The organism is Rhodococcus pyridinivorans (assembly GCF_900105195.1).
Classification (GTDB): Bacteria; Actinomycetota; Actinomycetes; order Mycobacteriales; family Mycobacteriaceae; genus Rhodococcus; species Rhodococcus pyridinivorans.
In genome coordinates this window covers 1,155,337-1,175,344 of record NZ_FNRX01000002.1, presented here as the reverse complement: position 1 = coordinate 1,175,344, position 20,008 = coordinate 1,155,337, and the positions used below count along the sequence as shown (strand labels likewise).

Below are 20,008 nucleotides of genomic sequence, written 5' to 3'. Positions count from 1 at the left end.
CAGCGCCCTCTTCGTGACCCGACGGTCGGTTACGGTGAACAGCGTGGCGCAGCCGCACGACGATCCTCCATGCCCCGACGCCACGCCGCGTCGGGGCTCGTTCCGGTGGATCAAGTGGGTGTCGGCGATCGCCCTCGTGGCTCTGCTGACGGTCGAGGCGATCTACCTGTGGCCGACGATGAGCGACTCGTGGCGCGCGGTCACGGAGATGCACTGGGGCTGGTTCGCGGCGGCCGTGCTGGCGCAGATGATCTCCCTCAGCGGCTTCGCGGGAGTGCAGCAGCGACTGCTCCGCGCCGGCGGGGTGCGCGTCGGGCACTGGCGTTCGGCGTCGGTGATCTACGGCAGCACGGCGATGGCGGTGACCCTACCCGCAGGTCCGGTCTTCTCCACGGCCTTCACCTACAAGCAGACCCGCAAGTGGGGTGCGACCCCCGTGGTCGCCTCGTGGCAACTCGCGGTTTCCGGCGTCATCGCGGCCGTGACCCTGGCGTCGGTGGGCATGATCGGTGCGTTCGCGGTCGGCAGCCGGATCAGCCCCGTCACTCTCGTGTTGTCGCTCGCGGGCGCGATCGCGTTGATCTTCGGCCTGCGGTACGTCGCGAAGAACCCCACGTCGATCGAGGCGGCGGGCACGTGGGTGCTCCGTCGGGTCAACCGCATCACGAGGAAGCCGAGGGACACCGGCTTCGACGTCTTCGAACGCACCCTCGCGCAGCTCGAGTCCGTCGAACTCGCGCGTCGCGACGGTGTGGCCGCGGTGGCGTGGTCGGCCGTGCACCGTGCAGCCGATGTCGCGTGCCTCGGACTGGCGTGTTGGGCTGTCGGCGGCTCCCCGTCGGTGGCGGGGTTGTTCATCGCGTTCGCGGCGGCGAAGGCCGTGGGCAGCGTGCCGCTCGCACCGGGCGGCCTCGGATTCGTGGACGGCACCCTCATCGCGACGCTCACCGCTGCCGGGCTGAGCGCGTCGCAGTCGCTGGCAGCGGTCTTCGTGTATCGGATGGTGAGCTTCGCGTTCGTGGCCCTGGCGGGCTGGGCCACCGTCGCCGCGATGTACCGGGGCAACGGACCCGACGAGATCGATCCGATCGCCGAGCGCGCAGAACACGAGCGCAGCGCCCTGGAGCGGCGGCGTCGTCCGGTCGAGAATCCCGAGCCGGCGTGATCCACCTCACGATGTAGTTGCGCATGCAACTATTTGGTGGCATGCTTGTCGACAAGCAGTTGAAAGTTTGACCATCGAGGAGGACCACCATGACGACCGCCACCACCACCTTCCCCGGCCTGACCACCGGCACCTGGGCCATCGATCCCGTCCACTCGAACGTGGGCTTCACCGTCCGGCACCTCGTCGTCAGCAAGGTTCGCGGCACCTTCGAGAACTTCTCCGGCGCCATCACCGTCGCCGAGGACGGCACCGCATCGGTGAACGCCGAGATCGACGTCAAGTCGATCAACACCAAGAACGCCGACCGCGACGCGCACGTCCGCTCCGCCGACTTCTTCGACGCCGAGCAGTTCCCCGTCGCCACCTTCACCTCGACCGACGTGCGTGCCGACGGTGATAACTACATCGTCACGGGCGACTTCACGCTCCACGGCGTCACCCGCCCGGTCAACCTGAAGCTCGAGTTCAACGGCGTCAACCCCGGCATGGGCCAGGGCCCGGTCGCCGGCTTCGAGGCCACCACCGTCATCAACCGCAAGGATTTCGGCATCAGCATCGAAATGCCGCTCGAAGGCGGCGGAGCCGTCGTCGGCGACAAGATCACCATCACCCTCGAGATCGAGGCCGGCCTGCAGGCCTGACCCCTCTCGCACAGACAGCGCCCCTGCTCCGGCAGGGGCGCTGCCGCGTTCCACCCGCTCTACCGGTCCGGATCGTGCTCGAGAGCACGCGCCGGAGATTCCGACGCGCCCCGCGCCGCCGCTACTCTGGACCCGTGAAGAAGTACATCCCGGCGTTGGCGATCGACGTCGTTCTCGTCGTCGTATTCGCCGTGCTCGGTCGTTCCAGTCACGACGAAGTGCTCGATCTCGTGGGGCTCGCAGGAACGGCGTGGCCGTTCCTCGGCGGCCTCACCGTCGGATGGTTCTTCACCGCGTGGCTCTACCGCGACAAGTTCGACGCCTTCGCGGCCGTTCCCACCGGACTGCTCGTGTGGGTGAGCACCCTCGTCGTGGGGATGCTGCTGCGGGCCGTCACCGGTCAGGGCACCGCAACCGCCTTCATCATCGTCGCGACGATCTTCTTGGGCCTGTTCCTGGTGGGCTGGCGCGTGGTCGTCGGACTGCTCCAGCACCGCAAGGTCGACGCTCACTGACCTCGCCGAGGTCGACCAGTACCGACCCTCCGGTCGCAGCTCTCGCACTCGCACGCGAAGTGTGATCTGCGACCGCGGGATACGCGAATTTTTCGCGCTCGCGCCCCGTGCGGTGGAACAGTGGAGATCATGTCCACGCTGGAACCACCTACTCTGACCGGGTCGCGATCCGACCATCGGTTCTTCGGTCAGCCACTACCCCTGGCCAACCTGTTCGGTGTCGAGATGTGGGAGCGATTCTCCTTCTACGGCATGCAGGGCATCCTGATCTACTACCTGTACTACTCGGCATCCGAGGGCGGGCTGGGGATCAGCCAGGGGGCTGCGACCTCCATCGTCGGCGCCTACGGCGGCACGGTCTACCTGTCGACGATTCTCGGGGCGTGGATCGCCGACCGGCTGCTGGGTTCCGAACGGACCCTGTTCTACAGCGCCGTGCTCATCATGTTCGGCCACATCGCGCTCGCGGTGCTGCCCGGTTTCGTCGGGGTGGGTATCGGCCTGGTGCTGGTCGCGTTCGGTAGCGGTGGTCTGAAGGCCACGGCGACGTCGATCGTCGGCGATCTCTACGACGAGCAGGACCCGCGACGCGACGCCGGTTTCTCCATCTTCTACATGGGCGTGAACATCGGCGCGCTCGTCGGCCCGCTGCTCACCGGCTTCCTACAGACGCGTTACGGCTTCCACTGGGGCTTCGGTCTCGCCGCGGTCGGCATGTTCCTCGGCCTGCTGCAGTACACGATCTATCGCAAGCATCTCGGCGACATCGGCAAGGTGCCACCCCATCCGCTTCCCGCCGAGACGCGCACGAAAGCCGCCGGGATCGGTCTGGTCGCCGTGGTCCTCATCGCGGTCGCCGCGCTGACCGGCCTCGTCACGACGAGCAACATGTCCGACATCGTCGTCGCCCTGACCATCATCGCGACGATCACCTACTTCGTCCTCATGCTGTCGAGCAAGCAGATCACGCCGGTCGAGCGCAGCCGGGTGCTGTCGTTCATCCCGATGTTCATCGCGAGCGCGGTGTTCTGGTCGCTCTTCCAGCAACAGTTCACGATGGTCGCCGTCTACGCCGACACACGCCTGGACCGTAATCTGTTCGGGTGGGAGTTCCCGCCGTCCTGGGTGCAGTCGATCAACCCGGTCTTCATCATCCTGTTCGCGGGTGTCTTCGCCGCCGTGTGGACCAAACTCGGACCGCGTCAGCCCTCGTCGCCCATCAAGTTCGCCGCAGGCACGATCATCATGGGCATCGCCTTCCTGTGCTTCATCCCCATGGCCGGTGGCGGCCCCAACAGCGCTCCGCTGCTCGGACTGGTCTTCATCCTGCTGCTGTTCACCTTCGCCGAGCTGTTCCTGTCCCCCGTCGGACTGTCGCTGTCGACGAAGCTCGCGCCGAAGAACTTCCACACGCAGATGGTCGCGTTGTTCTACCTGTCCGTCGCATGCGGTACGGCCATGGCCGGCACCCTCGCGGGGTTCTACGACGAGAACAACGAGGTGCCGTACTACCTGTGGATCGGCGGAGCGTCGATCGCAGTGGGCATCGTGCTGGCCCTCTTCGCGCCGCACATCAAGAAGCTCATGCACGGCGTGCAGTAGCACCACTGCACAGGACGCTGCTCAGCGGAGAGCGAGCCATACCGCCAACCCGAACCCTGCGAGCGCGACACCCACGCGCAGCAGGTTCGGGGGTATGCGCCGCACGAGCGGCGGACCGCAGTAGCCACCCGCGAACGCGCCGACGGCCATGGCGGCCGCCGCACCCCAGTGCACGGGTCCGAAGACTGCGAACCCGATCGCCGCGACCAGGTTGGCGACGCCGAGCAGGTAGCTCTTGAGGATGCTCGCGCGCCAAATCTGCTCGGACGTGCAGATAAGCACCAGCGCGTAGAAGACGACGCCGGCGCCGGCACCGAAGTATCCGCCGTAGACCGCGACGACGAAGACCGCCACGGAGAACACCCGCGGCAGGTCGCGACCGCCGGCCAGGGTGCGGATGCGTGGTTGGAGCAGCAGCGCGAGAGCGGCGAGCGCGACGAAACCCGGAACGATCGCCTCGAACGAGTCGGGCGGCGCGACGAGCAGGACAGCCGCACCGACCACGCCGCCGAGCGCGGCGTAGAGCGTCCACCACCACACGCGGGGGCCGGTGTCGACGACCTCCCGCGCCGAATTGGTCAGCGCCCCGACACCCACACCGACCATCGCGACGGTGTTGGTGACGTTCGCCGCGACCGGCGGGAGGCCGACGGCGAGCAACGCCGGATACGAGACGATCGACGCCAGGCCGGTGACGAACCCGACGACACCCGCGAAGAATCCGGCAACCACGAGCAGTGCCAGGTCGAGGACGGTCACGGTCGCTCAACGTACCTGTACGCCGCGGACCGGCCTCCGGCGGATCAGCGCACCATGGACCGGCCTCCGGCGGATCAGCGCACCATGGACCGGCCTCCGGCCGATCAGCGCACCATGGACCGGCCTCCGGCCGATCACTCCCCGAGCAGGGGTTCTCCGAGCTTGCGCAGGAAGGTGTCGGCCATCTTGATCGCGCGGTCGCCGCCGTCGGCATCGGCGACGAAGACCGCGAAGGCCAGGTCGCCGCCGGTGTAGCCGAAGAACCAGCGGTCCTCACCGCTCGCCGCGGCGATACCCGCGAGACCGGCGTGTCCACGGAGGAAGGACGCCGGACCGTTCTGCACGTTGTCGATCATCATGCCGCGCAGGGCGTCGATCACAGAACCGGGCAGCGCCTCGGGGGCGTCGTGGACGACCGTCTCCTGGCCCTGCACGATCGTCGGGGCAGCGACGCTGCCCCGTGCGACCGAGGCGGCCAGCACCGCGGCGCCGAGCGGCGTGATCAGGTTCTCGTCGGAATCCGATCCGGCGAACTGGACAACTCCGGAGCGGTTGTGCCCGATCTGCGAGGTCTCGAACTCGAAGCCCGGCACGTCGTAGTCGACGCCGAGGCCGAGGCGACGGGCGGTCGAGGCGACGTCATCGGATCCCACGTCGTTCGGATCGACGCCGCGCTCGAGGCCGGCCGCGAGCCGGACCGGATCGAGAACGCCGCCGGCCGGGTAGAGACCGTGGGTGATGACGGGACCGAGTTCCATGGCCCAGTTGTTGACGTCGGCGGCGAGGATGCCACCGGTCGAGGGCTGGATGGCGACCACCGCGGCCGGGGTACCTGCGGTGACGACCGCTTCCTTCGCGGCGAGCTGCACCTGGGAGTCGACGGTCGCCTGCAGGTCCGGAGGCGGCGGGCCCTGGAAGCCCGCCACCTGGATCGGGCCCTCCTCGGGATCCTCGAGGGTGACCGCCCAGCCTGCCGTCCGGTCGCGTTCGAGCTGCCAGGCCGAGCGCAGCGAGTCGAGCAGCGGCGTGGAGATCCGCCGATCGGCGCTGATCAGGGTGGGTGTCGTGAGCACCTCGACCCCGGGGATCGACACGATGCCGCCCTCGAGGAACTGGTAGTCCTGGTCGCGGAGCTTGACCGCGGTGATCCGGTTTCCGGGGTTCTCCGCCATCCGCTCCTGCATCAGCTGGGCGGTGATGACGGGTGCGACCGGCTCGAGAACCGCCGCGAGACGAGTGGTGGTGTCGACGGGGTCGGGCATCGCCGCCGGGTCGAGCACCACGGCGTTGATGGTCTGTTCCTCCATGAGGAGGCGGCCCGTGCGGTCGAAGATCTTCGGCGGCGCGGCGTCGGTGCGCACGTGGTGGACGGTGCGTCCGCCGGACAGGTCGGGGACGACGACCTCCGGGTCCCAGGACACACGCCAGCCGACGGCGAGCTTCCGCACCGAACCGGTGACCTGATACGACCAGTCCTTGCCCTCACCGAAATTCCAGCCGGCGGAGAGCGTGAAGTATCCCGAGTCGTCGTTGAGTTCGACCAGCTGGGTGACGTCGTAGTCGACGGTGCCGTCGGACAGACCGTCGTACATCTGCGAGATCGTTTCCTCCGCCGCGTTCGGGTAGGAGGTCAGGGCCGCCGCTGCGCCCGCATCACGATCGTCGAGGGCGGCAACGAAGTCGTCGACGAGGCGTTGCGCCTCGCTTCGAGAATCCGAGAACACAACCGTCGTCAGAGCGACGACAGCCACGACGAGGCACACGGTCAGCGCGACGATGCGCCCCCGCTTCCCCCGCCAATCACGAAATCTCATATGTAACAACCTTCACTTCAGTCACACGAGATACCAGCACGCGTTGTGCACGAACACATCACAATTGCGCCACGCGTCCTACCCCCTCAGCCATCGACCCGCCGCCTCGACGGCAGGGGCGGAGCCGTCCGCCCCCGACACGAACACCGCAAAGGCAAGATTATCCTGTGATCCGATAAACCAGCCGTGCGCCCCGACGTTGTCACCGTACTCCGCCGTCCCCGTCTTCCCCGTCAGATCGGGAATGTCGCGCAACGTGCCGGCTGTACCCTCGATCACAGTCTCGCGCATCATCTCTCGCAGTGCCGTCAGCACGTTCTCGGGCATCGGTTCGGCCTCCCGATCCGCGGTCGCCGGCTGCCCCTCCACGATCGTCGGAACCGGCGTGCGGCCGTTCGCCGCCGAGGCTGCGACCAGCGCCATCCCGAAAGGCGACGCCGTCACCCGACCCTGTCCGATCGCTGCCTCCACGCGGGCAGCATCGGTGTCTGCGACCGGCACGTTACCCGTGACCGTGACGAGACCGGGCGTGACGTAATCGATGCCGAGACCGAAGCGTTCCGCGGTGGCGCGCAGGGCGTCGGGCGGCAGGTCCAGAGCGAGCTGCCCCATGGTCGTATTGCACGAGAACGCGAACGCGGTGTGCAGCGGCACGGGGCCGAGATCGAAGTTCTCGTCGTTCGGGATCGTTCGTGAGCCGACCGAGGCGATGCCCGGGCACGGCAGCACGGTGTCGGGTTCGGCGAGCCCGGCATCGAGCGCCGCCGCCGTCGTCACCACCTTGAACGTCGACCCCGGCGGATAGAGGCCGGTCGCGGCGATCGGCCCCTCGGCGTCGGCCGCGTCGTTCTGGGCCATCGTGCGGATCGCGCCCGTCGAGGGTTCGATCCCGACGATCACCGCGGGCGTGTCGAAACCCGCGAGGACCTCCTCGGCCCGTCGCTGCAGGTCGAGGTCGATCGTGCTGGTCAGGTCGGGTGCCTCCGGTCCGGCTTCGCCGGCGACCTGGCTCGTCGTGCCGTCCGCCGCGACCCGCCGGATCACCCAGCCGGCCGAGGCGTCCTGCCCCTCCTGCCACAGTTCGGCGAGGCCGGACCACACGGGCGAGGCGAGGTCGCGCTCGGTGGTGAGCAGACGGGTCTGCGGCACGAGCGTCACGCCGGGCAGCGCGGCGAGGCGATCCTCGATCGGTGCGAGGTCCTCCTCACGCAGTGTGATCACTCCCGCAGCGCCGCCGGCGGCCACCGCGACCTGCTCGGCGAGACTCTCCGCCGTGATCGTCGGGACGACCGTGGCCAGCACGGGAGCGACCGCGGCGGGATCGGCGGTGGCATCCAGGTTCACGACGGTGACGACCTGCTCCCCCATGAGCGGCCGCCCGGCCCGGTCGAAGATCGTCGGCGGGGCGCCGACGGTGGTCAGATACTCCAGCGACGCGCCGCCCGCCAGTTCCGGTGACAGCACCGTGGGGTCCCAGCGGACCCGCCACGCGTCGGCCTCGGGGTCCTCCGTCGCGCTGCCGGTGGTGCGGTACGACCAGTCGCGGCCCTCCCCGAAGTTCCACGTCACGTCGAGGTCGAAGGTGTCGCCGTCGCCCGTCCCCGCGACACTCACGGTCGGGTCGTCGTGGCCGAGGCCGGCGAAGAGGACATCGATCGCGGACTCCGCGGCTACCGGATCGGTGGTCAGCGCTGCCGCTCCGGAGACGTCGCCGGCGTCGAGAGCGGCAGCGAACTCCTCCGCGATCGTCTCGGGCTGATCGGGGCCGAGGGCACACGCCGACAGCGACAGCACCGTGACTGTCGCGACTCCCATACCGATCAGTCGGATCCACACGGTCCCGATCATGCCTGCACTTTCGAGCCCGTGCCTGTTATCGCAGGTAGGAGTCGGGGTGAAATATTCGGTTGCATCCCGGACGGTGCGGGCTCACCATGGTGTTCGCATCCCGTACCCGTCGATCGGAGAAGTCCGTTGCTCCTGTGAGAGGTCCCGTCCCCCGCGCACTCGCGCAATCGACCCTCACCCTTCGGGAGCCATCATGTCTTCATCCGGTATCACGCTGTCCGCACTCTCCTACGCCCATCCGGACGGCACCGTCGCCGTGCAGGATCTCGACGCCGTCGTCCCGGCGGGGCGGATCGGCCTGGTGGGACGCAACGGAAGCGGGAAGACCACCCTGCTCCGGTTGATCGCGGGTGAACTCCGCCCGACCTCCGGTTCGTCGACGGTGCGGGGACGGGTCGCCTACCTCCCTCAGGACGTGACCCTCGATCCGACGGTGCCGGTCGATTCCGTCCTCGGCATCGGAGATATCCGAAAGTCCCTGCGCCGCATCGAATCAGGATCGTTCGACGATCGGGACTTCGAGGTCGTAGCCGATCGGTGGGACATCGAGGACCGCGCTCTTGCGCTCATGCATCGCGTCGGCCTCGACCGGATCCTGCACGACGTCGGGGATTTCGACCGCACCGTCGGTCAGCTCTCCGGCGGGGAGACGGTGCTGCTCGCCTTCACCGCACGCCTGCTCGACGAGCCGGACGCGCTGTTGCTCGACGAGCCGACGAACAATCTCGACGCCGACGGACGTGCGCGCCTGCAGGATGCGCTCGACCGGTTCCCCGGCACGGTGCTCGTCGCCGGGCACGACCGGGAACTGCTCGACCGCATGGACTCGATCGCCGAACTGCGCAACGGGGCTCTGCGCCTGTTCGGCGGCGGATTCGGCGAGTACGAACGGATCGTCGCGGAGGAGCAGGAGGCGGCACGGGCCGCAGTGCGGGACGCCCGTAACGACGTGCGGCGCCAGGCACGCGAATTGGCGGCGGCGCACGTCACGCTCGCCCGGCGGCAACGCTACGGGCAGAAGATGTACGAGCAGAAGCGCGAACCCAAGATCGTCATGGGCGCGCGCAAACGGCAGGCGCAGGAATCCGCCGGGCGATTCCGCCGTGAGCACGAGGAGGATCTGACCACTGCACGGGAGAACCTCGATCGCGCGAAGGACGCCGTGCGCGACGATCCGGAGATCCGCATCGACCTGCCCGGAACCGCGGTTCCACCCGGCCGGCGTGTGGCGGACGCACCGCTCGAGATCGTCGGGCCGGAACGGATCGCGCTGCGCGGCCCCAACGGGTCGGGGAAGACGACCCTGCTGCACCGCATCGTCGAGGCGGAACCCCACGTTCCCTTCGCGTTGCTCCCGCAGCGGCTCGACATCTTCGACGACGATCGTTCGGTCGCGGAGAACGCCGAGGATCGTGCGCCGCACCTGACTCCGCAGCAGGTGCGGGCACGTCTGGCGCGCTTCCTGTTCCGCGGCCGGCACGCCGAGGTCGCCGTGGGGGCACTGTCGGGTGGGGAACGACTGCGGGCCGCGCTCGCGATCGTGCTCGCGGCCGATCCCGCTCCGCAGTTGTTGCTGCTGGACGAGCCCACCAACAACCTCGACCTGGCCGGTCTCGCGCACTTGACCCAGGCCCTGCGTGCCTACAGCGGTGCGCTCGTGGTGGTCTCGCACGACGAACGATTCCTGGAGGAGGTGGAGGTGGATCGGTCGGTCGAGCTCGGGCGGTGAGCCGTTCGGCGATACTGCTGGGATGAGCCACGCGACGAATCCCGCCGACGGCACCCGGATCCGGTTCACCACGGCAGGTCCCGAGGGGGCACCGGTCGTGCTGCTGGTCCACGGCAGTGCCCTGTCGTCGGCGGTGTGGCGGGCCTTCGGCTACGTGAAGGCACTCAGCGGGGATTTCCGGCTGGTCATGCCCGACCTGCGTGGGCACGGCCGCAGCGACACCCCTCACGACGAGGACGCCTACGCGATGGACGCGATCGTCGGGGACCTGCTGGCCGTCCTGGATGCGGCCGGGGTCGACCGGGTGCACTACGTCGGCTATTCGTTCGGCGCCCGTGCGGGACTCGCGCTCGCCGTCGACGCTCCGGACAGACTGTCGAGTCTGACGCTGCTCGGCGGGAGCGCACGCCCCCAGGCGGGATCGATGGACGCGATGTTCTTCCCCGGCACCGTCGACGTGCTCGAGCGCGAGGGCATGGACGGTTTCGTCCGTGCCTGGGAGGAGCGGCGTCGCACGCCGGTCGATCCCGCGACGCGCTCGGCCTTCCTGAAGAACGACGCGCAGGCTCTCGCCGCCTATTTCCGCCGGTCGGATCGGGAACCGGGGATCGACGACGAGATGCTCGCCGACATCGACGTGCCCGTGCTCGCCGTCGTCGGGTCGGACGATCGCCTGCGCGTGGAGGACACCCGCGCGTTGTCGCGCACCGTCCCCGGTGCGCGACTCGCGATCCTGCGCGGGGTGGACCATGCCGAGACGGTCTCGGCCGCGCTGCCTGCGGTCGAGACCTTTCTCTCGGCACGCGCCGGTCGGAAACCGACCGACACGCTCTGATGCTCAGGCCGGGCGCTCAGGCCGGGACGACGACCTGTTCCCGCGGTGTCATCGCCGGCACCGGCCGGGACTGCTGCGCCCTCCGGTGCGGTGCGACCGCGGCCTTCTCCTGCGCAACACGGGCCACCGCCTGCTGCCGGCCGGCTCCGGATGCCTCCGCGAGCAGCGCCGACACCGACCGCTTCATGACCTCGACGGCTTCGGGCACCGGCAAACGCAGTACGTCCCGCAGCGACACCCAGGTGGGCCAGGTCGTCGACACACCCAGCAGGTTCTCGATGTGGGTGCGGACGGTGCCGTCGACGCCCTCGAACTGGTCGGAGAACAACGCCCCGATCTCGTATCGCGCCCGGTCGAGATAACGCACGCGGTTGCGCTGCAACTCGCGCGAGAACGGCACCCGGATCTCGGACGACCGTGCGAACGGCGCGATGTATTCGAGCATCTCCGCCCGCTGCCTGCAGTAGGCGTCGATCCGCTCCTCGAGCGGCAGCGACGGATCGATCGGCTCGTAGGCGTCGACCTGGCGCCGCATCAGCTCGGCGCCGGTGACGGCGAACAATGTCTCGAGGTCGCCGAAGTGTCCCCACAACGATCGCAGGGACACCCCGGCCCGCGAGGCGATCTGCGCCCCTGTGGGTTTGAGCTCTCCCGCCCTGATGAGCGCGATATGAGCCTCTATGACGGCCTGCCGGGTGCGCTCTGCGCGAGCGCTCCTGCCGTCCGTCGTGACCGACGGCTTTTCGCCGTCCCTTCGTTCCGCGTACATCGCTCCCCCGATTTCCGCTCGGACTCCCCTCCGGACCGGTCGCTCCCCTCGTCGGCGACCGGCATAACTTTTCTCATGGCGAACAATAGTCGACACAGTGGGGGAATTGTCATCCCCCCTCCGAAAATTGTCCTTTTTGCTAATTTCGAGCGGTCGTATTCAGGGCTTACTGTGCGAGCAATCCCTTCGCGATATGTGTTACTTGAATTTCGTTACTACCGGCGTAGATCATCAACGATTTCGCATCACGCGCAAGTTGTTCGACGCGATATTCGGCCATGTATCCGTTTCCTCCGAACAGCTGCACGGCCTCCATCGCCACCTCGGTCGCAGCCCGCGACGAGTACAGCTTCATCGCCGACGCCTCCGACAGGCTCACCGGCTTCCCCGCCTGCGTGCGTTCGATCGCGCTGAAGACCATGTTGCGGACGTTCACCCGCGCGATCTCCATCTCGGCGAGCTTGAGCTGGATCAACTGGAACTGTGCGATCTCCTTGCCCCACAGCTTCCGCGACTTCGCGTACTCGGTGCACAGCTTCAGACACTGCTCGATGATGCCCAGGGCCAGATAGGCGATGCCGATACGTTCGGTGGCGAAGGATTCGCGCGCGCTGTCCTTGCCGTCGCTGCGACCGCCGTCCTCGGTCTCACCCAGCAGCCGGTCGCGGGTCAGGCGCACGTTATCGAAGAACAGCTCGCCCGTCGGCGAGGAGTTCATGCCCATCTTCTTGAAGGGCGGGCTCTGGGTGAGCCCTTCCATGCCCTTGTCCAGCACGAATGCGAGCACCTTGCGGTCGCGGCGATCCACCGAGGAGTCGCCCTCGTCGAGCTTCGCGTACACGATGATCACGTCGGCGTACGGACCGTTGGTGATGAAGGTCTTCTGGCCGTTGAGGACGTAGTCCTCCCCGTCGCGGCGCACCGTCGTCTTCATCCCGCCGAAGGCGTCCGAACCCGAATCGGGTTCGGTGATCGCCCACGCTCCGACCTTCTCGAAGGTCACCAACTCGGGCAGCCATCGCTTCTTCTGCGCGAGGGTGCCGCGGCTGCGGATCGTGCCCGCGGTCAGGCCCAGGCTGACGCCCAGCGAGGCGATGAGCCCGAGGCTCACCCCGGCGATCTCGATATTGAGCAACGCCGCCATCCCCGGCGACCCGCCGGTACCACCGGACGACCCCGAAGGCTTCTCTCCGCGTTCCTCTTTCGCGAGGGCGCGTTCGAGCGACTCACGGGCCATCTCGTCGATGCCGAAAGTCGCGTACAACTTCCGGATGATGTCGTACGGCGGCAGTTCTCCCGATTCGAGACTGTCGACGTGCGGGCGGATTTCCTTCTCGATGAAACCGCGAAGCGCATCGCGGAACATGAGGTCTGTGTCGGACCACTCGTACATGACGCAAATATAGAACGGGTTTCACTTTTTGCCCAGGCTCCCGTCCCGCCGAGCTCTCGAAAACGCTCCGCCTCCCCCGATGCCGGTACTAGCCTTCGCCGCAGAGCACTCCGTCGGTGGGAGGGACATCGGAGATGGTCGATACGAGTGGGTTCGCCGGCACGGACGTCCTCGCCCTGCACATGGGCGACGGCCTGATCGCCGACCGCGCGTCCGCGTGGTTCTTCGTCATCGCCGTGATCGGGGTCAGCATCGCCGCCTGGTACGCACGCAGCGACCTGAGCAAGAGGTCGGTGCCCACTGCGGCGGTGGTCTGCGCCCTGTTGTTCGCCCTGCAGGTGGTCGACGTTCCGGTGCTGCCGGACGCGAGCGGCCACGTCGTGGGCGGCGCGCTCGCGGCGATCCTGCTCGGCCCGTTCGTGGGTGCGGTCGCATTGACGATCGTCCTCGTGGTGCAGGCCTTCGTCTTCGCCGACGGCGGCCTGTCGGCACTGGGCGCCAACGTCACGAACATGGTGCTCGTCGCCATCGCCGCCGGTTTCCTCGCCGCGACGGCGCTGCGCGCACTGTGCGAACACCACGGGGTGCGGCGGTTCGTCATGCTCGGTCTGGTCTCGTTCGTCGCAGGGTTCGTCTCGGTCCTCGCGGCGGTGACGGGTTTCGTCGTCGAGTACGCCCTCGGCGGCACCTTTGCGGTTCCGGTGTCGAACATCGGATTCCTCTACGCCACGCACATTCCCGTCGGGCTGGTCGAGGGTGTGGTGACGGCCGCCGTCGTGCTCGCCGTTGCGCGGATCTCCCCGGAATCCGTCCATCTCACCCGGCTTCCGGTCAATCCTCTCGACGCGACCGCCTCGCCGCCCCCGCCTCCGCGTCCGCGCGCTCGCGGGACGCTGTTCATCGGCCTGGCGTTCACCTCGCTCGTCGTCGCGGGGATCCTCGCGCCGCTCGCCGTCGACACCCCCGGCGCTCTCGAGGTCGCCACCTCACGCGGCTGCGAGATCGACTCGCTCGCCGAGGATCTCACAGGCGACTGCATGGCACGGGACGTCGAGGAACATCGGCTCGCCGACAGCGCACTGGCCGACTACACCATCGACGACCGTCCCGGTTCGACGGGTGTGGCCGCGGTGCTGGGAACGCTCGGCACCTTCGTGTTGGCCAGCGTGTGTTTCCGCGCTCTCGTGCCGCGGCCGGCAATCTCCGCGACCACGGAGCGCCGCACACAGCAACGGAGCAACTCGGCAGGCTGAGTCCACAGGTCGACGCGGACCCCGGGTCAGCGGGGGAGATGCGTCTCGATGATCGCTGCAGCCATGTCGCGGCCGAGCCGGATCGGTTCGACGGAGTGCTCGAACTTGCTGCCGGACAAGGCACCGTCGTAGATCAGTTGCACGCGCCCGGCCACCACCTCGGATTCGGTCACCCCGGAGAGATTCAGCAGGTCGACGAGCGTCGAATTCAGCCATTCCCGGTGCGCGAGCACCGGTTCGAGAGGCTCCTGGGGGAATTCCGTCGCGGCGTTGGCGTACTGGCATCCCCGGAAGTTCTTCTTCGGCGCCGACTGCATCGCGAGATCGAAGAAGGTGAGGATCTTCGCGATCGGATCGTCGAGCGGTTCGGCGGCGGCGTGCCACCGCTGCCGGTCGCGCTGGTCGAGATCCTCCAGATAGGCGAGCACCAGTGCATCCTTCGACCCGTACGACGAGTAGAGGCTCGCGCGGGCGACGCCGGCCTCGGCGAGGATGCGGTCGATGCCCACCGCACGGATGCCGTGCTCGGCGAAGAGCGTGCTCGCGGTGTCGAGCAGACGTGTGGAGGGTGAGGGCTTGGACGGCGATCGCTCGGCTTTCCCCTTCGGACCGGCCGTGCCCTTCGGAGTGCCGATCGATTCACTCTCGACGAACGTACGCACGTACCCAGAGTAACGGACAGGGCGCGATAGACAGACCGTTCTATTCACAGTACGGTGGAGCACGTGACACACAGCCTTCTGACTCGCCGCCTGCACGTGGATCTCGTGCGGGTGTCGACTGCTGCGTGTTGTCGCTCCTCTCTCTGACCGGCCTCGTCTGCGTGCGCCGCATGCCGTAGTCGCCCCGTCCGAAGACGAAACGGCGCCCCGCCGTGCCCGGACCGGTCACAGTTCCAACCCGCTTTCCCGGAAGGTGACCCCATGTCGCTGTATCTCTACGAACTCGTCCCCACCGAGGGCCAGGCCGAAGCTGCCATCAAGGCCTTCGACGATGCTGTCGTCGCCGCCGGCGGCGAACTGATCGAATCGCAGGTCACCACTGGCGGCACGCGCGTCTTCGCGATCGCCGAGTTCGACGCCTGCCGCCCCGCCCAGCTCGAGTCGGCCTCCCTCGATGTCGCCGAGATCGTCGGCCCGAACGAGGTCCGTCTGGTCGGCGCCGAGCTCGACCAGATCAAGGCCACCCGCCCCGAGGCCGGTTACCTCGTCGAGTGGGACATCCCCGACACCATCGACATGGAGACCTACCTCGCGCGCAAGAAGGCGAATTCACCGAAGTACGCCGACGTCCCCGAGGTGAGCTTCCTGCGCACCTACGTCCGCGAGGACATGGACAAGTGCCTGTGCTTCTACAACGCCCCCGACGAGGCCGCCGTCGTGCGCGCCCGCGAGGTCGTCAGCACGCCCATCGACCGTCTCCACTCCCTCGAAGGATAAGCATCCGATGACCGCGGCCATTGACCGGACGAGCGAGGAACAGCGCGCGGCGATCGCAGAGTTCGTACGCGATCGCGCAGCTGCTCTCGATCGCGGAGAAACCGACATCCGCACCGACATCGCCCGTACAGGCGAGCTCGGCCTGCTCCGCAAGGGGCTGAGCGGGGAGTGTCTCTCCGAGATGGTCGCGGTCATCGACGAGGTCGCCGCCGAATCGCTCACCGTCGGCTTCTCGCTGTGGGCGCAGCGCATGGCGCTCGAATACATCGATCGCGCACCGCAGTTCCTGCGCGATCGTTACCGGGACGACCTCGCGTCCGGCCGCACGATCGGCGTCACCGCCATGGCCGCGGCGCTCAAGCATCTTGCCGGTCTCGGCGAGCTCCCCCTCGTCGCCGAACGAACCGACGACGGCATCACCGTCACCGGCCCGATCCACTGGGCGTCCAACGTCTTTCCCGACTCGGTGATCGTCTTCCCGGCCCGCACCGCCGACGGGGATCGCCTCGTCGCCGTCGTCCGCGCCGACGCCGAGGGCATCACCATCGCGGATTCACCCGAACTGCTCGCGCTCGGCGCCACGTCGTCGACCTCGCTGAAGCTCGACGGTGTGCGGATTCCGCAGTCGCACATCCTCACCGAGGATCTCGCAAACTTCTGCGGTTCGATCCGGCCCACCTTCATGATGCTGCAGACCTCGTTCTGCGTCGGCATGGCACGCGCATCGCTCACTGAGGCCGTCGGCCGTCTTCACGGACTGGGCGAGCAGTTCACCGGTGAGTACGAAGAGCTTTCGGCGCAGTACGAGTCACTGCGCGAACGGCTGTACCGCTTCGCCACCGATCCCACCTCGATCGCTCCTGCGGAGTTCATCCGCCTGCGTCTCGACGGTTCGGTCGTCGCCGTCGCCGCGACCCGCCTCGAAGCGACACTGCGCGGCGGTGCCGGATACGCGACGGCCAGCGCCACCAACCGCCGATTCCGTGAGGCGGCCTTCCTGCCCATTCAATCGCCGTCGGAAGGACAGCTTCGGTGGGAACTGTCGCAGTACGAATAGCGAACGGATACAAGAGTTTCGCCGGTCGCCGTAGCCCGGTTCTCCAGGGGGTGGATCTGGATATCGCGACCGGCGAGTTCCTCGTGGTGCTCGGCAGCAGCGGTAGCGGCAAGTCGACGCTGCTGCGGATCGTCGCGGGTCTCGATCACCTCGATCGCGGTTCCGTCGACTGGCCCGACACCGAGGGCGACAACCGTCCGCACACCGGGATGGTCTTCCAGCAGCCCTTCCTGATGCCGTGGCTCACCGTGCGCGAGAACATCGCCTTCGGTGGACGGTTCGCCGCGCACCGCGAGCGGTTCGACACCGCCTACGCCGATTCGCTCCTCGAGCGTTTCGGCCTCTCCGCGCTCGCCGGCTACTACCCCGACCAGCTGTCCGGTGGTCAGGCCCAGCGCATCGCCGTCATCCGCGCCGTCGCGGTGCGTCCGCGACTGCTGCTGCTCGACGAACCGTTCAGCGCCCTCGACCCGGCCACCCGCTCCGATTTGCGGTCGTGGCTCGGCGAACTCGCGCGCGATCTCGGTTTCACGACGGTCCTCGTCACCCACGACATCGACGAGGCGCTCGAACTCGCCGACCGCATCGCACTGTTCGGGAGTTCGGTTGGGGTGCAGCAGGAATGGGCGCTCGGCGGCATGTCTGCGCTCGACCGCGACGCGCTGCGTCCGGCCATCCTGGCGCACTACCGCGATTCGTCGCTGTCCGCGACATGACCGATCCGGGTCTGTTCAGCCGTCGCACCCTCATGCGCGGTGCGCTCGGCCTCGCGGCAGCCGGGGGTATTGCCGGCACGATCGACCTCGCGCGCACCGCGACCACCGACCGCGCCAATCGCACGGGGCAACTGCGCATCGGCTACCTGCCGATCACCGACGCCGCGCCGCTGCTCGTCGCGCACGGGTCGAGCCTGTATCCCTCCGGCGTCGTCGATTCCGCGAAGCCGGTGCTCTTCCGCAGTTGGGCGTCGCTCGCCGAAGCCTTCATCAGCCGGCGCGTCGACGTCGTGCACCTGCTCATGCCCATGGCGGTCCAGTTGCGGTACAGCCTGGGTAGTTCCGTGCGGATCCTCGGCTGGAACCACACCAACGGCTCGGCGCTGACTGTCGCCCCGCACATCACCGACCTGAGCGATCTCGCAGGTCAGACGGTGGCGATCCCGTTCTGGTGGTCGATCCACAACATTGCTCTGCAACAGCTGTTGCGGGCGCACGGACTGACACCGGTCGTGCGGGAGGCGCCGTCGAAGTCCGCCCGTACCGTGGGCCTCGTCGTGATGGGTCCGTCCGACATGATCCCGGCCCTGGCGAACGGCTCGATCGCCGCGTTCACCGTCGCCGATCCGTTCAACGCCGCCGCGGAGGTCCGCGGGGTGGGGCGGATCCACCGTTTCCTCGGTGATGTGTGGCGCGACCACGCGTGCTGCGCCCTGCTCGTGCACGAGGACCTGATCGAACGCGACCCCGTCGCCGTACAGTCCCTCACCGACTCGGTGGTCTCCGCCCAGTTGCAGATCGGCGCCGACCGTCAGGCCGCGGCCGCGATGTTGTCCGCCGGATACCTTCCGCAGCCATTGCCCGCGATCACGAAGGCCCTCACCTATCCCGACCGCGAGGCCGGCACGATGCACCCGCAGTGGCAGCCGCAACGCATCGGGTACCAGCCGTTCCCCTTCCCGACCTTCACCGCGGCACTGATCGAGGCGATGCACGACACCGTCGTCGACGGCGACACACGGTTCCTCTCTCGTCTCGACCCTGCGACGGTGCACGACGACCTCGTCGACGACCGCTTCGTCCGCACATCCCTCACCCGCGTCGACGGCACCGATGCCTTCGGCCTTCCCGCCGATCTCACCCGCACAGAGGAGGTCGATCCTTCGTGAGCGCCCCGACCGGCACGGCGCCGGAGACGGCCCGCACCGTCCGGCAGCTGCCCCTCGTCCCCCAGGCCGTCGCCATCGTCATCGCGATCGCCTTGTGGTGGCTGGTGACGACGGTGCTCGTCGCGCCGGATTCGCTCGTGCGGGACTTCGCCCCGCAGTACGTCTTCCCGGCGATCGTCGACCTGTTCGCACGCGGCGTCCTGCTGCCCGACACGCTCGCGAGCCTGTGGCGGTTGCTGGTGGGTCTGCTGATCGCCGCGACGCTCGGCATCCCGCTCGGGTTGCTGATCGGACTCAACCCGTTGGTCGAGCGCGCGACGATGCCCATCATGCAGTTCCTGCGGATGATCTCGCCGCTGTCGTGGGCGCCGATCGCCGTGGCGTTGTTCGGCATCGGCCACCAGCCCGTATTCTTCCTCATCGCCGCCGCCGCGATCTGGCCGATCGTCATCAACACGGCGGCCGGTGTGCACGGCATCGACCAGGGCTATCTGATGGTGGCCCGCTCGTTCGGTGCGACGCGACTCGAACTGCTCACCACCGTCGTCCTGCCGGCCATCCGCGCGCAGGTGCAGACCGGTCTGCGGGTCGGTCTCGGTATCGCGTGGGTCGTGCTCGTCCCCGCCGAGATGCTCGGCGTGCGGTCCGGTCTCGGCTACCAGATCCTCAACGCCCGCGACCAGCTCGCCTACGACCAGGTCATGGCCGTGATCGTCGTGATCGGTTTCCTCGGGTTCTGGCTCGACTGGGCGGCGCGGCACCTGCTGCGCGAACGGCGGAGGCCGGTGAGCGTCGAGGAAGCCGACCGCCCGCTCTGACCTGCGATCAGGACTCGAGCGGCGTCAGTACGAAGACGGGGAGCACCCGGTCGGTGCGCTTCGCGTACAGCGCGTAGTTCGGCCACGTCTCCAGCAGCACCTGCCACAGCCGCGCGCGTTCGTCGCCCTCCGCGATCCGCACCGACACCGCGTGCTCGTGCCCGTCGTACAGCACCTGCGCCTGGTCGGCCGCGCGCAGGTTGATCGCCCAGGACGGGGCTTTCGGGTGTCCCCAGTTCGACCCCACCACGAGCCATCCCCCGTCGTGCGGCACACACAGCAGCGGTGTGGACCGCGACACCCCGCTCTTGCGGCCCTTCACGGTGAGCACGAGCGAGGGCAGTCCCGCGATCGCGAGCAGGGTGACCTTGCCGCGCGTGGCCCGTTGGATGGTCTTGTCCACCGCGATGATCGGCTGTGAATACCGCGGCAACCACGGCAACGCTCCGATACGGACGGCGACCGGTCGGAGCGGATTCATGC

Annotated in this window: 20 protein-coding genes; 13 read left to right on the top strand and 7 right to left on the bottom strand. The window is 68.1% G+C overall.

Going from position 1 to position 20,008, the window contains the following annotated elements:
• Window positions 1–43: 43 nt before the first annotated feature.
• The 4 genes from BLV31_RS06205 to BLV31_RS06190 all read left to right on the top strand — a co-directional run bounded on the left by BLV31_RS06205 (window position 44) and on the right by BLV31_RS06190 (window position 3,926).
• Window positions 44–1,165 (top strand): lysylphosphatidylglycerol synthase transmembrane domain-containing protein, encoded by a 1,122-nt coding sequence (locus BLV31_RS06205; RefSeq protein ID WP_228044692.1) that lies wholly within the window; start codon window positions 44–46, stop codon window positions 1,163–1,165.
• A gap of 89 nt (window positions 1,166–1,254) precedes the next feature.
• Window positions 1,255–1,809 (top strand): YceI family protein, encoded by a 555-nt coding sequence (locus BLV31_RS06200; protein ID WP_064061930.1) that lies wholly within the window; start codon window positions 1,255–1,257, stop codon window positions 1,807–1,809.
• A gap of 134 nt (window positions 1,810–1,943) precedes the next feature.
• Window positions 1,944–2,324, top strand: a complete 381-nt coding sequence (locus BLV31_RS06195) for a DUF3054 domain-containing protein (protein ID WP_006552707.1) — start codon at window positions 1,944–1,946, stop codon at window positions 2,322–2,324.
• 129 nt (window positions 2,325–2,453) lie between these two features.
• Window positions 2,454–3,926: a peptide MFS transporter gene (locus BLV31_RS06190; RefSeq protein ID WP_033096407.1), complete on the top strand. Its 1,473-nt coding sequence runs from the start codon at window positions 2,454–2,456 to the stop codon at window positions 3,924–3,926.
• A gap of 21 nt (window positions 3,927–3,947) precedes the next feature.
• Here BLV31_RS06190 and BLV31_RS06185 read toward each other — a convergent pair whose 3' ends face one another.
• From BLV31_RS06185 to BLV31_RS06175, 3 genes are all read right to left on the bottom strand, one after another.
• Window positions 3,948–4,685 carry a sulfite exporter TauE/SafE family protein gene (locus BLV31_RS06185; protein WP_006552709.1) on the bottom strand — a complete coding sequence of 246 codons (738 nt, stop codon included), beginning with the start codon at window positions 4,683–4,685 and terminating at the stop codon, window positions 3,948–3,950.
• A 134-nt stretch (window positions 4,686–4,819) separates the two neighbouring features.
• Window positions 4,820–6,499, bottom strand: coding sequence for an NTF2-like N-terminal transpeptidase domain-containing protein (locus tag BLV31_RS06180; protein WP_072740553.1), 1,680 nt, complete (start codon window positions 6,497–6,499; stop codon window positions 4,820–4,822).
• Between the two features lie 78 nt (window positions 6,500–6,577).
• Complete coding sequence (locus BLV31_RS06175) at window positions 6,578–8,347, bottom strand: penicillin-binding transpeptidase domain-containing protein (protein WP_064060500.1); 1,770 nt, start codon at window positions 8,345–8,347, stop codon at window positions 6,578–6,580.
• Window positions 8,348–8,540: 193 nt separating this feature from the next.
• Here BLV31_RS06175 and BLV31_RS06170 point away from each other — a divergent pair, with 193 nt between their 5' ends.
• Window positions 8,541–10,076 (top strand): ABC-F family ATP-binding cassette domain-containing protein, encoded by a 1,536-nt coding sequence (locus BLV31_RS06170; protein ID WP_039585018.1) that lies wholly within the window; start codon window positions 8,541–8,543, stop codon window positions 10,074–10,076.
• Window positions 10,077–10,098: 22 nt separating this feature from the next.
• On the top strand, window positions 10,099–10,911 hold the full coding sequence (locus tag BLV31_RS06165; protein ID WP_064060499.1) for an alpha/beta fold hydrolase: 813 nt from the start codon (window positions 10,099–10,101) through the stop codon (window positions 10,909–10,911).
• Between the two features lie 16 nt (window positions 10,912–10,927).
• Here the strand turns inward: BLV31_RS06165 and BLV31_RS06160 are convergent, their stop codons facing one another.
• Both BLV31_RS06160 and BLV31_RS06155 read right to left on the bottom strand, forming a co-directional pair.
• The gene (locus BLV31_RS06160; protein ID WP_041803855.1) at window positions 10,928–11,518 is read right to left on the bottom strand and encodes a hypothetical protein; all 591 of its coding nucleotides are present in this window, start codon (window positions 11,516–11,518) and stop codon (window positions 10,928–10,930) included.
• 328 nt (window positions 11,519–11,846) lie between these two features.
• Complete coding sequence (locus BLV31_RS06155; protein WP_033096324.1) at window positions 11,847–13,073, bottom strand: acyl-CoA dehydrogenase family protein; 1,227 nt, start codon at window positions 13,071–13,073, stop codon at window positions 11,847–11,849.
• A 134-nt stretch (window positions 13,074–13,207) separates the two neighbouring features.
• Here BLV31_RS06155 and BLV31_RS06150 point away from each other — a divergent pair, with 134 nt between their 5' ends.
• Window positions 13,208–14,326 carry an energy-coupling factor ABC transporter permease gene (locus BLV31_RS06150; RefSeq protein ID WP_064060498.1) on the top strand — a complete coding sequence of 373 codons (1,119 nt, stop codon included), beginning with the start codon at window positions 13,208–13,210 and terminating at the stop codon, window positions 14,324–14,326.
• Window positions 14,327–14,352: 26 nt separating this feature from the next.
• On the opposite strand, the gene BLV31_RS06145 is transcribed toward BLV31_RS06150, so the two are convergent.
• Entirely contained in the window at window positions 14,353–14,988 is a 636-nt protein-coding gene (locus tag BLV31_RS06145) for a TetR/AcrR family transcriptional regulator (RefSeq protein ID WP_081263394.1), read from the bottom strand.
• Window positions 14,989–15,042: 54 nt separating this feature from the next.
• On the opposite strand from BLV31_RS06145, the gene BLV31_RS25780 reads away from it, so the two are divergent.
• The 6 genes from BLV31_RS25780 to BLV31_RS06120 all read left to right on the top strand — a co-directional run bounded on the left by BLV31_RS25780 (window position 15,043) and on the right by BLV31_RS06120 (window position 19,525).
• Window positions 15,043–15,135: a putative leader peptide gene (locus BLV31_RS25780; protein ID WP_363890111.1), complete on the top strand. Its 93-nt coding sequence runs from the start codon at window positions 15,043–15,045 to the stop codon at window positions 15,133–15,135.
• A gap of 114 nt (window positions 15,136–15,249) precedes the next feature.
• On the top strand, window positions 15,250–15,765 hold the full coding sequence (locus BLV31_RS06140; RefSeq protein WP_016694511.1) for a DUF4242 domain-containing protein: 516 nt from the start codon (window positions 15,250–15,252) through the stop codon (window positions 15,763–15,765).
• A 7-nt stretch (window positions 15,766–15,772) separates the two neighbouring features.
• Entirely contained in the window at window positions 15,773–16,822 is a 1,050-nt protein-coding gene (locus BLV31_RS06135) for an acyl-CoA dehydrogenase family protein (protein ID WP_006553696.1), read from the top strand.
• The gene (locus tag BLV31_RS06130; RefSeq protein WP_064060497.1) at window positions 16,798–17,538 is read left to right on the top strand and encodes an ABC transporter ATP-binding protein; all 741 of its coding nucleotides are present in this window, start codon (window positions 16,798–16,800) and stop codon (window positions 17,536–17,538) included. The genes BLV31_RS06135 and BLV31_RS06130 overlap by 25 nt, the downstream gene beginning before the upstream one ends.
• Window positions 17,535–18,707, top strand: a complete 1,173-nt coding sequence (locus tag BLV31_RS06125) for an ABC transporter substrate-binding protein (protein ID WP_006553698.1) — start codon at window positions 17,535–17,537, stop codon at window positions 18,705–18,707. The genes BLV31_RS06130 and BLV31_RS06125 overlap by 4 nt, the downstream gene beginning before the upstream one ends.
• A gap of 47 nt (window positions 18,708–18,754) precedes the next feature.
• Window positions 18,755–19,525 carry an ABC transporter permease gene (locus tag BLV31_RS06120; protein ID WP_202399481.1) on the top strand — a complete coding sequence of 257 codons (771 nt, stop codon included), beginning with the start codon at window positions 18,755–18,757 and terminating at the stop codon, window positions 19,523–19,525.
• A gap of 7 nt (window positions 19,526–19,532) precedes the next feature.
• Here the strand turns inward: BLV31_RS06120 and BLV31_RS06115 are convergent, their stop codons facing one another.
• On the bottom strand, window positions 19,533–20,006 hold the full coding sequence (locus tag BLV31_RS06115; RefSeq protein ID WP_064060496.1) for a nitroreductase family deazaflavin-dependent oxidoreductase: 474 nt from the start codon (window positions 20,004–20,006) through the stop codon (window positions 19,533–19,535).
• Window positions 20,007–20,008 lie beyond the last annotated feature (2 nt).

Excerpts from the sequence above, each read along its gene's own strand:
- BLV31_RS06115 (WP_064060496.1), bottom strand. The coding sequence starts at position 20,006 with ATGAATCCGCTCCGACCGGTCGCCGTCCGTATCGGAGCGTTGCCGTGG.
- BLV31_RS06170 (WP_039585018.1), top strand. The coding sequence starts at position 8,541 with ATGTCTTCATCCGGTATCACGCTGTCCGCACTCTCCTACGCCCATCCG.
- BLV31_RS06175 (WP_064060500.1), bottom strand. The coding sequence starts at position 8,347 with ATGATCGGGACCGTGTGGATCCGACTGATCGGTATGGGAGTCGCGACA.
- BLV31_RS06200 (WP_064061930.1), top strand. The coding sequence starts at position 1,255 with ATGACGACCGCCACCACCACCTTCCCCGGCCTGACCACCGGCACCTGG.
- BLV31_RS06165 (WP_064060499.1), top strand. The coding sequence starts at position 10,099 with ATGAGCCACGCGACGAATCCCGCCGACGGCACCCGGATCCGGTTCACC.
- BLV31_RS06150 (WP_064060498.1), top strand. The coding sequence starts at position 13,208 with ATGGTCGATACGAGTGGGTTCGCCGGCACGGACGTCCTCGCCCTGCAC.
- BLV31_RS06140 (WP_016694511.1), top strand. The coding sequence starts at position 15,250 with ATGTCGCTGTATCTCTACGAACTCGTCCCCACCGAGGGCCAGGCCGAA.
- BLV31_RS06190 (WP_033096407.1), top strand. The coding sequence starts at position 2,454 with ATGTCCACGCTGGAACCACCTACTCTGACCGGGTCGCGATCCGACCAT.
- BLV31_RS06155 (WP_033096324.1), bottom strand. The coding sequence starts at position 13,073 with ATGTACGAGTGGTCCGACACAGACCTCATGTTCCGCGATGCGCTTCGC.
- BLV31_RS06180 (WP_072740553.1), bottom strand. The coding sequence starts at position 6,499 with ATGAGATTTCGTGATTGGCGGGGGAAGCGGGGGCGCATCGTCGCGCTG.
- BLV31_RS06125 (WP_006553698.1), top strand. The coding sequence starts at position 17,535 with ATGACCGATCCGGGTCTGTTCAGCCGTCGCACCCTCATGCGCGGTGCG.
- BLV31_RS06135 (WP_006553696.1), top strand. The coding sequence starts at position 15,773 with ATGACCGCGGCCATTGACCGGACGAGCGAGGAACAGCGCGCGGCGATC.